Raw genomic sequence first — 13809 nt, forward strand, 5'->3', positions numbered from 1 at the left:
GTCAGTGCGCCACGGTTTGCAGTAGCAGCTCGTCAAGCGGGGCAGGGCGGCCCAGGGCGTATCCCTGGGCAAAGTGCACGCCCAGCCCGGTCAGCAGGTCCACGACGGCCTTGCTTTCGGCAAACTCCGCCACGGTCTTCTTGCCCATCAGGCAGCCAATTTCGTGGATGGACTTCACCATGGCGAAGCTCACCGGGTCGTCGGCCATGTTCTTCACAAACTGCCCGTCGATCTTGAGCATGTCCACCGCCAGCTCGCGCAGGTAGGCATACGACGATAACCCGCTGCCAAAGTCGTCCAGCGCAAACTGGCAGCCCCGCGCGCGCAGGGCGTGGATGAAACGGTTGGCCGCTGCCAGGTCGCCCATGGCGGCGGTTTCGGTGATCTCGAAACACAGGCGGTCGCAGCGCACCGGGGTCTGGTCCATGGCCTGCAGCACCTGGCCCAAAAAAGCGGCATCGCCCACGGACTGGCCCGACAGGTTGATGCAGCACAGCTCCACACGCTCCTGGTGTTCGGCCATCCACGCCAGGGCCTTCTTGATGACCCAGCGGTCCACCCGCGCGGCCAGGTGGTAGCGCTCCACGGCGGGCATGAATTCGCCCGGCGAGACCCGTTGGCCGTCGGCCGTGCGCATGCGCAGCAGGATCTCGCAATGCAGGCCGTGCGGCGGGCTGCCCTGCCGTGTGCCCAGGCGGGTGATGGGCTGGCCAAACAGCTCAAACCGGTCATGCTGTAGCGCATGCTCGATGCGGCTGACCCATTCCATGACGCCATAGCGCTGCGCCAGGGCAGGGTCGTTCTCGGCATAGACGTGGATGCGATTGCGCCCCCTGTCCTTGGCCACGTAGCAGGCGCTGTCTGCCGCCTGCAGCAAGGCGCCCACGCTTTCGGTGGCGGCATCCAGCACCACGGCTCCGATGCTGACACTGACACTGAATACATGGTCGCGCCAACCAAAACGGAATGCGGCCAGTTCCTGCTGCATGCGCTCTGCGACCTTCAAAGTCTGTTGCAGGTCCTGCTGCCACAGCAGGATGCCGAACTCGTCGCCTCCCAGGCGGCACAGCAGATCCTGAGGCTGCAGGTGGGCCAGGAACAGGCGCGCCACCTGCCGCAGCAGTTCGTCCCCTGCCGCATGGCCACAGGTGTCGTTGATCACCTTGAAATTGTCCAGGTCAAGGTAGCACACGCAGTGGCGGTCGGAGGCCTCCCGCGTGGCGGCAAAGGCCTGGGCCAGCAGGTGCTCGAACGCGCGGCGGTTGCCCAGGCTCGTGAGCGTGTCGTGCAGGGCCTGGAACTCCATTTCGCGACTCAGCCGGCTGGCCTCGGTCACGTCGCGAAACACCAGCACCACACCGTCAGCATCCCCGCCGGGGCGCAGCAGTGGTGAGGCGGACAGGTCCATCAGCAGGGGGGCTCCTGCCAGTGGTGTGGACCGCAGCTTGGAATGCAACTGGGTGCTGCCTTGCGCCAGTGCGCGGCCCACCAGGTCGGGGGCAGCCTGGGTGCCAGGTTCGGCGGCCAGGCCCAGCACGTCCTGGTGCCTGCGTCCGCAGGCGGCGGACAGCGACCAGCCTGTCAGCGTCTGGGCTGCAGGGTTCAGGTACTGCACCAGCCCCGTGGCGTCGGTGGTGACCACGGCGTCGCTGATCGAGTGCAGGGTGACCTGCAGGCGCTCCTTTTGCTGCAGCAGCGCTTCTTCGGCCTCGTGCCGCGCGGTCATGAACCGCACCCGGTCCAGTGCCACGGCCAGATGCCCAGCGGTGGCCTGCATCAGTGCGATCTGCCAGGGCTTGGGGGGCCGCACGCCTTCCTCGTCGCCATAAGTGCCCATGCCCAGTGCGCCCATGCGCTGGTCCGCCATTATGAGCGGCACATTGACGATGGTGCGGTTGTGCAGCACGGCGACCACGGCCTTGTTGGTGCGTGGGTCGGTGCGGGCATCTTCCACCACCACGACGTGGGTGGCCTGCATGATTTCTTCGAGCAGCGCATCCCCCTTCACGGGGATTTTCATGGTCTGCAGCTGGCGGCTCAGGGCACCCTCCTCACCACTGGTGGTGTGTGTGAGGAAGTCCAGCATCCCCGAGGATTCGTCAATCAGGGCCAGCCAGACGTGGCGGTAGTCAAAAACACTCTCTCCCATGGGTTTGACGGCATCGAGCACGTCGGACAAGGTCCAGGCGCGTTCCAGGCGTTTGCACAGCTGGAGCAGGGCCTCGGAGTGCCTGCGCTCTTCGGCGTCGTGGGGCGCTGTGGGGTTGGGGGGCAATGTCATGGAACGTGGTGAAGGGCGCTTTCCGGGAGCCCTGGAGCAAGGGACGACGTGCTCGATCGCTGCCGTGGCGCCGCTTGCGCGCCCATGAGGCAGAGCATAGGTACCGCCTCAGTCGCCCGCATGGTGGAAACCACCAATTGGCTTTGGATGGTCCGTGCAAGCCACCCCGAAGTCTTTGGGATCCGTGGTGCGCTCAGGGGCAACCCCCGGTGGGAGCGTCGGAATGGCCCCAGTAAGAAGGAGTTGGGTAGGAGCAACTTGCTATTCAATTTATAGCTACTGGCGCTTAATAGATAAGCGATAGGGCCATTTTTCTTCAATAACTTTAACCAAAAAACCGATAGCACACCACAACGGCCGCCACCACCCCGGCCAGTTCGGCCAACAGCGCGCAGCCCACCGCGTGCCGCGCACGCTGAATGCCCACCGCCCCAAAGTACACGGCCAGTACATAAAAGGTGGTCTCGGTACTGCCCTGAATGGTGGCTGCAGCCAGCGCCGCAAAGCTGTCTACCCCTTGCGTCTGCATGGTCTCGATCAGCATGGCGCGCGCGGCACTGCCTGAAAACGGCTTGACCAGCGCAGTGGGCAGGGCGTCCACAAACCGGGTGTCTGCACCCAGCACCTGCACGCACCAGCGGATACCATCGAGCACATAGCCCAGCGCCCCCGATGCACGGAATACTCCCACGGCACACAGCATCGCCACCAGATAGGGCAGCAGGCCCTTGGCCACGTCAAAACCTTCGCGCGCGCCCTCGATGAAGGCTTCGTACACGGGCACCTTGCGCCACGCGCCGATGCCCACGAACAGGACGATCAGCGCAAACAGCGTGAGGTTGCCCAGCAAGGACGACAACTGGGCCAGCGCGGCGGCGCTCAAGGTGGCCAGCAGCGCCATGAAGCCGCTCAGAACCAGCGCGACGGGCAGCAGATAGGCCAGCACCACGGGGCTCCACAGCGGCAGGCGCTGCACCACTGCCACGCTGAGCAGGCCCACCAGCGTGGACGCTGATGTGGCCAGCAGAATGGGCAAAAAAACCAGCGTCGGGTCGGGCGCCCCCTGCTGCATGCGGTACATGAAGACCGTCACCGGCAGCAGCGTGAGCGAAGAGGCATTGAGCACCAGGAACAGGATCTGCGCGTTGGTGGCGGTGTCGGGCTCGGGGTTCAGCTCCTGCAGGGCTTTCATCGCCTTCAGACCCATGGGGGTGGCCGCGTTGTCCAGCCCCAGGGCGTTGGCGGCAAAGTTCATCGTGATCAGCCCCAGCGAGGGGTGGCCGCGCGGCACCTCGGGCATGAGCTTGGCAAACAGCGGTGCCAGCCAGCGCGCCAGGGCGTCCACAATGCCCGCCTTTTCGGCAATGCGCAAGAAACCCAGCCACAGCGTGAGCGTGCCAAACAGCAGCACCATCACCTCGACCGACAGCTTGGCCATCTGGAACAGGGCCTGCACCATCGACGAAAAGATCTCGGCATTGCCGCCCACCAGCCACTGGGCCAGTGCGGCCACGGCAGCGGTCAGAAAAAAGCCCAGCCACAAGGTGTTGAGCATCAGTGGTCCTGAATGACGGGGAAGCGAAGGGCCTGCATGGTGGTGAGGTTACCTGCCCTCAGGCTGGGCGCTGGCTTGGGCGTGGCGGCAAGGCAACGGGTGGCTCGGTGGTACCCTATAGGGTTCGGTTCCAACCTGCACAGGGGCTTATTTCGGGCTTTTGGTGCTCGAATGGGCCTCCATCACATCGACAGGCGCCCTGGCGCGCCACAACTCCAAGAAAGACATCACCATGGGCGCGCAGTGGAAAGCAAAAGGCAAGGCACAGGTGGCCGACGCCAAGGGCAAGCTGTTTGGCAAGCTGGTCAAGGAAATCACCGTGGCCGCGCGCGGCGGTGCCGACCCGGCCAGCAATGCGCGCCTGCGCTTGGTGGTAGAGCAGGCCCGCAAGGCCTCGATGCCCAAGGACACGCTGGAGCGTGCCATCAAAAAGGGCTCGGGCACCGGTGCTGATGCCGTGAACTACGAGCGCGTGATTTACGAAGGCTTTGCGCCCCACCAAGTCGCCGTGATGGTCGAATGCCTGACCGACAACGTCAACCGCACCGCGCCCGAAATGCGCGTGCTGTTCCGCAAGGGCCAGCTGGGCACCTCGGGCTCGGTGGCCTGGGACTTCAACCATGTCGGCATGATCGAGGCCGAGCCCGCCAACCCCGACGCCGACCCCGAATTGGCCGCCATCGAAGCCGGTGCACAAGATTTTGAAGCAGGCGACGAAGAAGGCACCACCACCTTCTGGACCGACCCCACCGACCTCGATCTGGTGAGCCGTGCGCTGCCCGCCCACGGCTTCAATGTGCTGTCGGTCAAGCTGGGCTACAAGCCCAAAAACCCGGTAAACCCCGCCAACCTGACCGCCGAACAGCTCGAAGAGGTGGAGAACTTCCTGGCCGCCATCGATTCCAACGACGACGTGCAGAACGTGTTTGTGAGCCTGGGCGGCTGATGGTGGTGGCCCGCTGGCCTGGTCGCCGGTGCCAGTTTCATCCCGCCCCCGCTCCATTGAATCATCCATGACCGCAGACCACTACGCCGCCCTCGGGCTTGCGGCCAATGCATCGCTGGCCGACATCAAGAAAGCCTTTCGCCAGAAGGCGTCGTTCTACCACCCGGACCGCAACGACGCCCCCGACGCTGCCCAGCGCTTTCAGGCTGTGCAAAAAGCCTATGAAGTGCTGTCGGACGACACCGCCCGCCAGGCCTACGACGACAACCGCCGCCGCAACCTGCTGGACGACCCTCTGCACACCGCCCAAGAGATCTGGCAAGCCTATTCCACGCGCATTTTGACAACGACCACTCCGTGAAACTTTCCCCTTATTTTTATGACCTGCGCTCTGCCTACCAGGCCGAGCTGGACGACCTGGTTTCCGACTCCGAAGGCAAGGATGTGCTGCGCAAGCGGCTGGCCGAAAAGCGCAACGAGATTGCCTTTCTGGTCCAGATGATGGAGTTGGCCCCCGAAATGGTGGCCGTGGTGTTCCACCAGGGTTTTCGCTTCACCAAGCCGGCTGTGGTGGAACACCTGCTGAGCCTGCCGGTGGACGAACTGCCCGGCTGGCACAGCCTCTCGCCTGCCATCGCGCTGGAGCCCTGGGCCAGCAGCCTGGCGCAAACCGTGCTGCGCGAACCGCAGGGCGCCCGCTTCATGGCTGTGGCTGCAGGGCTGGAATACCTGCAGCAGCACGCCCGCCTGGCGCACCATGCGGCCTCGTCGGCCGAGGGTGACAGCGACGCCGATGACGGTGAAGACGCCGCAGAGCATGATGACGACTACAACGCACTGAGCGCCGATGACGCTGCGGACCCACAAAACAGCCGCAGCCGCGAAGAGGCCAGCTCCAACTGGCTGGCCGACGCGGGTTTTGACCGCAAGGAGTGACGACCATGAGCAGCAACAACCAACACCTCGCCCTTATCACCAAGACCACTAGCCTGATCGCGGCTGGCGACATCGTGGGCGCCGAATCGGCCTTGTCGGAGCTGGCGGATGCTGAGGGCGACAACGCCTTGATGGTGGTGCTGGACCAGCTGGCCCCCAAGGACATTCTGGCCGTGATGCGCGAGTACGACGAGTCCAAGGCCTCTGTGGTCAACATGCTGGTGACGCCTGAGCAGTTCGCGCGCGCCATGGTGCTTGAAAAGCAGTACAAGGACCTCACCCACACGCACCTGCGCAGCATGGTCAACGCGGTCATCTTCCGCGACGATGCCGACCCGGTGGAGTTTCTTACTGCCATTGGCGACCTGGACGGTGGCGCCGAGGCCTTGGCCAACTACTTTGCCGAAAAGTGGAGCCGCATCGAAGCCTTTGCCTGCACCGGCACGTTTGACGCGGTGGAAGACTATGGCCCCACGCTGACCGACGACGAGCTGCTCGCCTCGGGCTACGTGCAGCCGCGCATCGATCTGGACGAGGTGGCCGACCGCGACTGGATGCAGATGGCCTGGCTGCTGCGCTACGAGTGCCGCGACCTGTTCATCGAAACCTTGCTGGTGCTGCGCGCCAAGGCACGTGCCTTTGACTTGGGCCTGGAAGAGGGCGACGAATCACCCGCCGAGGAAGACGACGGCAAATTCGAGACCAGCGAGACGGATCGCGGCAAGGCCACGCCCGCCGCACGTACGTCGGATGAGGAATCGGCGATTTGAGATGAAGCACCCCCTGAGTCGCTTCGCGCCTTCACCCCTCTCTCGCATTGCTGCGCAACGCGGGAGGGGGACGCCCCCAGCGCGGCGGGGCGGCCCTTGCGCGGGGGCGCTGGCCTTCGCAGCGCCAGTTTCAACGGCTGCGGGAATGGCCCACTAAATGACCATCGACGAACAGTCCTCTACCCAGGCTGCGGGGGCCAACACGTTGCAGCTCCACGACGCCCGTCCTTTCTTTGAAAAAGCGCTGGCCTATGGCGTCCAGCATGGCGTGATTGGTGCCGACAAGCTGGCCGCCATCAATGCCGATGCGCCCAAGGGCATGGTGCAGATTGCCCGCTACTTTGGCAGCGAGTTTTTGCGGCCCGAGCTGGAGAAGGCGCGTGACCGCATGGTCAACCTCATCAGCCTGTACCTGCTCGATACCACCGGGGGCGACCTGCACCAGGCCGCCATCTCGCTGCGCGACCATTCGTTGCTGTCGCGCTCCAAGGGCGGCTCAGACATGCTCAAGCGCCTGATTGGCATGCCCGAGAGCAGCAACTTTGGCATGGCGGGCTATGCCGATGCCGAGACCCCGCTGCTGGCCGTGTGGTCACTGCGCAGCCATGCTGACTACCGGGCTGAGCTGGCGCGCCGTACGCAGATTGCGCAGGCCATCCATGCCGCCCAGTGGCTGGCCGAGCAGTTCGACCTGGACCCGGACGAGCTCGAAGCTGCGGGTGCCGATGCTGAAGCCGTCATCCGCACCGGCCTGCTCATGCTGGCCCTGGCGCCCAGGTCCATGGATCTGGGCGAATGGCCGAACACCGTCGCGTTCGAAAAAATGCTGATGGCACAGCGCAAGAAGAAGCTGGCGCCGCCTTCACAGCTGCGCCTGCCCCCCGGTTTGCCTGCTGAACTGCGCGAGGTGGTGTTGGCGCACTGCGCCAGTGTGCTGGCCGACCTGCCGAGGCTGCTGGATTCCGCCACACTGGTGCGTACGCTGCTGCGCCCCACCGGCGCTTTCCGCGCGCGCTACTTTCTGCTGGACGACCCGCTGGCCGAGGTGGACAACTTCCACCGCAGCCTGGATGCGCTGGAGGAGGGCGAGGAACCCCCGCTGCCCGCCAGCAACACCTGGACAAAAATCACCCAGGGCAACGATGACGAGCATTCGCTGCTCACGCTGTTCCTGTGCCTGGCTGCGGGTGTGCCCAAGAAAACCCTGCTGACCGAAAAGACCGCCGCCAGCCTGGTGCGCAAACTGCGCAAATCCGGCCTGCAGCCCGCATTGGCTACCGAGTTCATCCGCACCCACGCGCCCGGTGTGCACCAGCAGGACTACATCGCGCTGTGGACCAGCTTTGTGCAGGACGCAGAAAAAACCTTGCTCAGCGACATGGACTACCAGATGCACGATGCCCTGGCCCTGCTGCGCCGGGAATGCAATGTGGTGGGCTAGGAGGTTGCGCGGCAGAAGAAACATCGGCTGCAACGCGCGATAAACCGGTCTCGCGCGGTACCACCTCCTGCGCCCAGGGGCCCACTCTGGGCTTGTCGGTAGCACCACGCGATCCTCGGTTTTCGCACGTTTCGCTTCGATGCCTTCTTCCGCGCAGCCTCCTAGCCGCGAACGGCACGCTGCCGACTTGGCGCCGTCATCCGCTCAATTTATCCCATTTGCACCAGGCGGCACCTTTACACAGGTCAAGGAAAGGTGCCGCGCGACACGGTGCCCGGCGGCGGTCCGGTTAACATTCCAGCCGCCCGCCAGCCCGCCCTTAAAGTGCACAGCCCCACACTCCTCATCATTGCAGCGCTTCTGACTGCGCTCGTCACCACGGTGTTGTATGCCGTGTGGTCGTTCAACCGGAACATCCCCGGCCTGCGCCTGTGGATGGTGTCGTTCCTGCTGGGGTCGGTGTTCAGCGTGAGTCTGCTGGTGCGGGACTGGTTTCCCGAGGTGGTTGCGGTGGTGATCTCGCAAGGTTCGGTGTCGCTGGCAGCCTACCTGTGCCTGATGGCCAGCCGCATGTACATGGGGCGACGCCCGTTTTCTCATTGGTATGCGGTTGTGGGTATCGGGGCCCTGATGGTCGCGTCGGTGTATTTCACCGTGGTGCAGCCCCATCTGGGCATGCGGTTTGTTTTTGTGGGGCTGGGTGCGGGCATCTGCTTTTTGCTCACGGCGCGCACGATGGCCGATGGTGGTGTGCGCCGCGTGCCCGCGCGCTACCTGTTTGCGTTGGTGGCGGGTCTGCATGGCCTGTTTTTGTTGCTGCGTCCGGCACTGTTCAAGCTTGCTCCCGTTGCGCCCGGCGGCTTGCCAGACGCCGGACTGGTGGCTCTGGTATCGCAGTTTGTTCTGCTGGAGGCCATTGTGGCCGTGGTGTTGCTGGGGTTTGGTGCGCTGATGCTGGCCAACGAGTTCATCACCAGCGAGCTGCGGCACCTGGCCGAGATGGACCCGCTGACCAACGTGTTCAACCGTCGCGCGTTTCTCACGCTGCTGGACAAGGCCATCAGTGCCGCCCAGCGCACCGGGACGGCTGTGCCCGTGCTGGTGATGGACCTGGACCACTTCAAGAACATCAACGACACCTGGGGTCACCGGGCGGGCGACGATGTGCTGCGCCATTTTGTGATGCTGGCCCACCGTTGCCTGCGCAAGGAAGACGTGATGGGGCGCCTGGGGGGCGAAGAGTTCGCCATCTTCCTGCCCAACGCGAGCGCCGCTGGTGCCCTGGCCGTGGCTGAACGCCTGCGCGCGCTGGTCGAAGCCCAGCCAGTGGCCACGGGCCCGCAGTCCATTCCGCTGACCGTGAGTGTGGGCGTCACCCTGTGTGCCCACGGCGACGCGGCGGGCGCTGCGCTGCAGCGCGCCGACGAGGCCATGTACCTGGCCAAGGAGCGCGGCCGCAACCGCGTGGAAGTGTCTGAAAAAATCTTGGGCACCCCGGTGGCGCCAGCAGCGACTGCTGCTTGAGCCGCCGTACGCACCGCCTGTGTCGGCTGCACGACCTTCGCTGCGCTGCTGCAGCATTTGCTGGCGGCAAAATGGTGGGCACCCCTTCGGCCCACAACAACCTGACCACCATCCCATGGCAAGCAATCCCCACGGCAGCAATCCGAGCGCCCCGTTCGATGTGTCGCCCACACCACCCGCTGCACCGCGCAGGGCGTTCCTCCGATCGGGTACGGGGTTGGCCACCCTGGGTGTGGTGGCGGTCTCTGGTGCTGGTTATCTGCTTTACCGGCCCGGAAACGATCGGCAACTCGTCTTTGGCACCCTGGCGGGCGCCATGCAAGAGGTAGAACGCCTTGCAGGTGCGGCGGTCCAGCCGCTGGCCCCCGCCACGGCCTGGAGCTGGTCGCAGACGCTGGAGCACTGCGCGCAGAGCATCGAGTTCTCGCTGCAGGGTTTTCCGGCCCCCAAGTCGGCGCTGTTCCAGAACACGCTGGGTGCAGCAGCTTTCAACGTGTTTGCCCTGCGCGGCCGCATGAGCCACAACCTGGCAGAACCCATTCCCGGCGCGCCCGTGCTGGATGCGTCCACGCCCGACGCGTCAGCGTCCCTGGCCCGGCTGCGCAAGGCCGTGCAGGACTTTGCCGCCCATGCCGGGCCGCTGCAGCCGCACTTTGCCTACGGGGCGTTGAGCCGCGTGCAGTACGAGCAGGCGCACGCCATGCACCTGGCCAATCACCTGTCGGCGTTTGATGTGCGGGGCTGAGCGGAGGGCTGGTGCAACCGTGCGGCGTGGGCCGCGGAATTCAACCCTGACTGAGATTGTTTGCTATAAATAATATAGCTGTTAGCGCTTGTTCAATAAGCGCTGGAGCCATTTTTCTTAACATTTTCTGATTGTCAGATCAGCCCAGATCGTCAAAGTCCCACTGGGCGCACAGCGCCTCAAAGCGATCGGCGTCCAGAGCGCACAGGAAAAGTCCCGGCTCTGCAAGAGCCCCCTCGGCATGCAGGTACCACACCAGCGCCTGCGGCCCCACGGTGAAAATGCGCAGCCCCGCTACATCCACCACGGCCTGCGCCTGCATGGCGTGGAGCAGCGCTGCCAGGTCCCCATGCGTTGAGAACCCATGGCACGCGCGCATGCCGCAGAAGGGGTAGCCACCCTGGGCCATCTGGTAGTAGGCGATGGTGTGCAAAAACGCATCCAGGCCCAGGTCTTCCTCGTGCCAGTCGGGGGCGTCCAGGTCGGTGGTTTGCCATACCCGCCGCTGCGCATCGGTGGCCCACCAGCACACGGCCTGGTTTTCTTCCAGAAACAGCAGCTTGTTGCCCAGGCACTCCAAATCCTGCAGCGGCGCAAACCGCTGAAAACCGGCCATCAAATCGGCACGCCTGCCCACGGCGGCGTAGTAAGCGTGCAGGGCAGGGGGCACCTGGCACCCCAGGCGATGGCTTGCGGCAGCCAGTTCATCTTCCGTCAGCCCGTCTTCGGCGCTGACAGGACGGCCCAGCAGCCAGGCCAGGGTGTCGGAAAGGGACGGGGGGGTGAAGGCGGTCATGGGTTTCGGTTGCGAGAGCCACGCGCGGCCGGTGCAGGCCGGATGTTGGAGGGACGATTGATGCAGGTCAAGAGAGGGCGTGCTGCAGCTTGGGGCAACGTGGAGTGCAAAGCTACCATCCCCCGATGGGCCCATGTGCCCACAAGGATGGACCATGAGCAAGCAATGGAAGATCGCCGCGGCCCTGGCCGTGGTGCTGCTGGGGGGATGGCTGCTGCTGCGCTGGGCGCCCTGGCAGGCCCAGGGGCCAGGCCCCGGTTTTGTGAGCGGCAACGGCCGCATTGAGGCCACCGAGATCGCCGTGGCCACCAAGCTGGCGGGCCGGGTGCTGGAGGTGCTGGTGGCCGAGGGCGACTTTGTAAAAGCCGGTCAACCCCTGGCCCGGATGCAGATCGACGGCCTGCAGGCCCAGCGCGAAGAGGCCCTGGCCCGGCTGCAGCAGGCACAGCTGGCCATCAGCAGCGCCCAGGTGCAGGTGGCCCAGCGCGAAAGCGACTACCAGGCCGCGCTGGCCGTGGTGGCCCAGCGCGAGAGCGACCTTGACACTGCCCGCCGCCGCCTGCCGCGCTCTGAGCAGCTGGCGCGCGAAGGCTTTTTCTCCAGCCAGTTGCTCGACGATGACCGCGCCAAGGTGCGCAGCCAGCAGGCCGCTGTGACCGCTGCCAAAGCACAGGCCAAGGCCGCACAGGCGGGTATTAGCGCGTCCCGCACGCAGGTGACCAGTGCCGAGGCCAACGTGCGCGCGCTTCAGGCCACGCTCGCGCGGATCGATGTCGAGCTGGCCGACAGTGAACTCAAGGCCCCGCGCGATGGCCGTGTGCAGTTCCGCGTGGTGCAGCCCGGCGAGGTGGTGGGCGCGGGCGCACGGGTGCTGCAGCTGGTGGACCTGAGCGACGTGTACATGACCTTCTTCTTGCCAGAGACCGTGGCGGGTCGCGTGGCGCTGGGCAGCGAGGTGCGCATCGTGCTCGATGCTGCGCCGGGCTTTGTGATTCCTGCAGAAGTCTCGTTTGTCGCCAGCACCGCGCAGTTCACCCCCAAGACGGTGGAGACCGCCAGCGAGCGCCAGAAGCTCATGTTCCGCGTGCGCGCGCAGATCGACAAGGCGCTGCTGCTGCGCCACCAGGAGCAGGTCAAGACCGGCCTGCCCGGAGTGGCCTGGCTGCGGGTGGACCCCGCCGTGGAATGGCCCGCCAACCTCGCCGTCAAGGCTGGCCAGTGACCCCAGCGGCCAGCGCGGCACCCGTGGTCCGCCTGCGTGGCGTGGGCCAGCGCTACGGGCGCACGGTGGCGCTCGCAGACATCGATTTGGAAGTGGCCGCGGGCCGCATGGTGGGCCTGATCGGGCCGGATGGCGTGGGCAAGTCCAGCCTGCTGGCGCTGGTGGCGGGCGCACGCGCGGTGCAGCAGGGCACGGTGGAGGTGCTGGGCGGCGACATTGCCAAAGGCCGCCACCGCAGCCGGGTGTGCCCCCGCATCGCCTACATGCCCCAGGGCCTGGGCAAGAACCTGTACCCCACGCTGTCGGTGGAAGAGAACCTGCAGTTTTTTGGCCGCCTGTTCGGGCACGACGCGGCCGAGCGGCGTCGCCGCATTGACGAACTCACGCGCAGCACGGGGCTGTATCCGTTTCTGGCGCGGCCAGCGGGCAAGCTCTCGGGCGGCATGAAACAAAAGCTGGCCCTGTGCTGCGCACTCATCCACGACCCCGACCTGCTCATCCTGGACGAGCCCACCACCGGCGTGGACCCGCTGGCGCGCGCGCAGTTCTGGGATTTAATCGGCCGCATCCGCACCGCGCGACCCGGCATGAGCGTGATCGTGGCCACCGCCTACATGGAAGAGGCGCAGCGCTTTGAATGGCTGGTGGCCATGGACGAAGGGCGCATTCTGGCCACGGGTACGCCTGCCGAGCTGATGGCCCGCACCGGGCATGATGCGCTGGAGCAGGCCTTTGTGGCACTGCTGCCCGAGGCCAAGCGCCGGGGCCACCAGGCGGTGCAGATTCCGCCGCTGGACCGGTCGCAGGCGGATGACGCCGCCAATGTGGCCATCGAGGCGCGCGACCTGACCATGCGGTTTGGCGACTTTGTGGCGGTGGACCATGTGAGCTTTCGCATCCAGCGCGGCGAGATCTTTGGCTTTCTGGGCAGCAATGGCTGCGGCAAGTCCACCACCATGAAGATGCTCACCGGCCTGCTGCCCGCCAGCGACGGGCAGGCCTGGCTGTTCGGCCAGCCGGTGGACCCCAAGGACATGGCCACGCGGCGGCGGGTGGGCTACATGTCGCAGGCGTTTTCGCTGTACAGCGAGCTGTCGGTGGAGCAGAACCTGGTGCTGCATGCCCGGCTGTTCCACGTGCCCGAGGCCGAGGTGCCAGGGCGCGTGGCGGCCATGCTGGAGCGCTTTGACCTACAGGCCGCCCGCAGCGCACTGCCCATGAAGCTGCCGCTGGGCATGCGCCAGCGCCTGTCGCTGGCCGTGGCCATGGTGCACCAGCCCGAGCTGCTGATCCTGGACGAGCCCACCTCGGGCGTGGACCCGATGGCGCGCGACAACTTCTGGCGCCTGATGGTGGAGCTGGCGCGGCGCGACAAGGTCACCATCTTCATCTCCACCCACTTCATGAACGAGGCCGAGCGCTGCGACCGCATCTCGCTGATGCACGCAGGGCGCGTGCTGGAGAGCGCTGCGCCGCAGGAGATCGTGGCCAAGCGGGGTGCGGCCACCTTGGAAGAGGCCTTCATTGGCTACCTGGAAGACGCCGCAGGCACCGCACCGGCCCAGGAACCTGCTGCGGCTTCGGCGCCGCCCA

Annotated in this window: 12 protein-coding genes; 9 read left to right on the forward strand and 3 right to left on the reverse strand. The window is 65.6% G+C overall.

Going from position 1 to position 13809, the window contains the following annotated elements:
- Position 1 precedes the first annotated feature (1 nt).
- On the reverse strand, positions 2 to 2281 hold the full coding sequence (locus tag NFX52_RS18475; protein ID WP_156358674.1) for an EAL domain-containing protein: 2280 nt from the start codon (positions 2279 to 2281) through the stop codon (positions 2 to 4).
- Positions 2282 to 2606: 325 nt separating this feature from the next.
- A complete protein-coding gene (locus tag NFX52_RS18480; RefSeq protein WP_055396706.1) occupies positions 2607 to 3836 on the reverse strand; it encodes a nucleoside recognition domain-containing protein in 1230 nt (409 codons plus the stop codon).
- Between the two features lie 232 nt (positions 3837 to 4068).
- On the opposite strand from NFX52_RS18480, the gene NFX52_RS18485 reads away from it, so the two are divergent.
- The 7 genes from NFX52_RS18485 to NFX52_RS18515 all read left to right on the forward strand — a co-directional run bounded on the left by NFX52_RS18485 (position 4069) and on the right by NFX52_RS18515 (position 10198).
- Positions 4069 to 4782 carry a YebC/PmpR family DNA-binding transcriptional regulator gene (locus NFX52_RS18485; protein WP_055396756.1) on the forward strand — a complete coding sequence of 238 codons (714 nt, stop codon included), beginning with the start codon at positions 4069 to 4071 and terminating at the stop codon, positions 4780 to 4782.
- Positions 4783 to 4849: 67 nt separating this feature from the next.
- The gene (locus NFX52_RS18490) at positions 4850 to 5143 is read left to right on the forward strand and encodes a J domain-containing protein (protein WP_055396708.1); all 294 of its coding nucleotides are present in this window, start codon (positions 4850 to 4852) and stop codon (positions 5141 to 5143) included.
- Complete coding sequence (locus NFX52_RS18495) at positions 5140 to 5718, forward strand: hypothetical protein (protein WP_055396710.1); 579 nt, start codon at positions 5140 to 5142, stop codon at positions 5716 to 5718. Before NFX52_RS18490 ends, NFX52_RS18495 begins: the two co-directional genes overlap by 4 nt.
- A gap of 5 nt (positions 5719 to 5723) precedes the next feature.
- A complete protein-coding gene (locus NFX52_RS18500) occupies positions 5724 to 6488 on the forward strand; it encodes a hypothetical protein (RefSeq protein WP_055396712.1) in 765 nt (254 codons plus the stop codon).
- Positions 6489 to 6645: 157 nt separating this feature from the next.
- Complete coding sequence (locus NFX52_RS18505) at positions 6646 to 7929, forward strand: hypothetical protein (RefSeq protein WP_055396714.1); 1284 nt, start codon at positions 6646 to 6648, stop codon at positions 7927 to 7929.
- A 255-nt stretch (positions 7930 to 8184) separates the two neighbouring features.
- Positions 8185 to 9453 (forward strand): GGDEF domain-containing protein, encoded by a 1269-nt coding sequence (locus NFX52_RS18510; protein WP_238385540.1) that lies wholly within the window; start codon positions 8185 to 8187, stop codon positions 9451 to 9453.
- A gap of 115 nt (positions 9454 to 9568) precedes the next feature.
- Positions 9569 to 10198 carry a DUF1569 domain-containing protein gene (locus NFX52_RS18515; protein WP_055396716.1) on the forward strand — a complete coding sequence of 210 codons (630 nt, stop codon included), beginning with the start codon at positions 9569 to 9571 and terminating at the stop codon, positions 10196 to 10198.
- Positions 10199 to 10337: 139 nt separating this feature from the next.
- On the opposite strand, the gene NFX52_RS18520 is transcribed toward NFX52_RS18515, so the two are convergent.
- Positions 10338 to 10994 (reverse strand): hypothetical protein, encoded by a 657-nt coding sequence (locus NFX52_RS18520; protein ID WP_055396718.1) that lies wholly within the window; start codon positions 10992 to 10994, stop codon positions 10338 to 10340.
- A 154-nt stretch (positions 10995 to 11148) separates the two neighbouring features.
- On the opposite strand from NFX52_RS18520, the gene NFX52_RS18525 reads away from it, so the two are divergent.
- Together NFX52_RS18525 and NFX52_RS18530 are read left to right on the forward strand one after the other, a co-directional pair.
- Positions 11149 to 12216 carry an HlyD family secretion protein gene (locus tag NFX52_RS18525; protein ID WP_082437368.1) on the forward strand — a complete coding sequence of 356 codons (1068 nt, stop codon included), beginning with the start codon at positions 11149 to 11151 and terminating at the stop codon, positions 12214 to 12216.
- Positions 12180 to 13809 (forward strand): ATP-binding cassette domain-containing protein (locus tag NFX52_RS18530; RefSeq protein WP_252635772.1); only part of this gene is annotated, 1630 nt, incomplete at its 3' end. The genes NFX52_RS18525 and NFX52_RS18530, both read left to right, overlap by 37 nt.

The organism is Acidovorax facilis (assembly GCF_023913775.1).
In the GTDB taxonomy this organism is placed as follows: domain Bacteria; phylum Pseudomonadota; class Gammaproteobacteria; order Burkholderiales; family Burkholderiaceae_C; genus Acidovorax; species Acidovorax facilis.

Excerpts from the sequence above, each read along its gene's own strand:
- NFX52_RS18475 (WP_156358674.1), bottom strand. The coding sequence starts at position 2,281 with ATGACATTGCCCCCCAACCCCACAGCGCCCCACGACGCCGAAGAGCGC.
- NFX52_RS18480 (WP_055396706.1), bottom strand. The coding sequence starts at position 3,836 with ATGCTCAACACCTTGTGGCTGGGCTTTTTTCTGACCGCTGCCGTGGCC.
- NFX52_RS18485 (WP_055396756.1), top strand. The coding sequence starts at position 4,069 with ATGGGCGCGCAGTGGAAAGCAAAAGGCAAGGCACAGGTGGCCGACGCC.
- NFX52_RS18490 (WP_055396708.1), top strand. The coding sequence starts at position 4,850 with ATGACCGCAGACCACTACGCCGCCCTCGGGCTTGCGGCCAATGCATCG.
- NFX52_RS18500 (WP_055396712.1), top strand. The coding sequence starts at position 5,724 with ATGAGCAGCAACAACCAACACCTCGCCCTTATCACCAAGACCACTAGC.
- NFX52_RS18505 (WP_055396714.1), top strand. The coding sequence starts at position 6,646 with ATGACCATCGACGAACAGTCCTCTACCCAGGCTGCGGGGGCCAACACG.
- NFX52_RS18515 (WP_055396716.1), top strand. The coding sequence starts at position 9,569 with ATGGCAAGCAATCCCCACGGCAGCAATCCGAGCGCCCCGTTCGATGTG.
- NFX52_RS18520 (WP_055396718.1), bottom strand. The coding sequence starts at position 10,994 with ATGACCGCCTTCACCCCCCCGTCCCTTTCCGACACCCTGGCCTGGCTG.
- NFX52_RS18525 (WP_082437368.1), top strand. The coding sequence starts at position 11,149 with ATGAGCAAGCAATGGAAGATCGCCGCGGCCCTGGCCGTGGTGCTGCTG.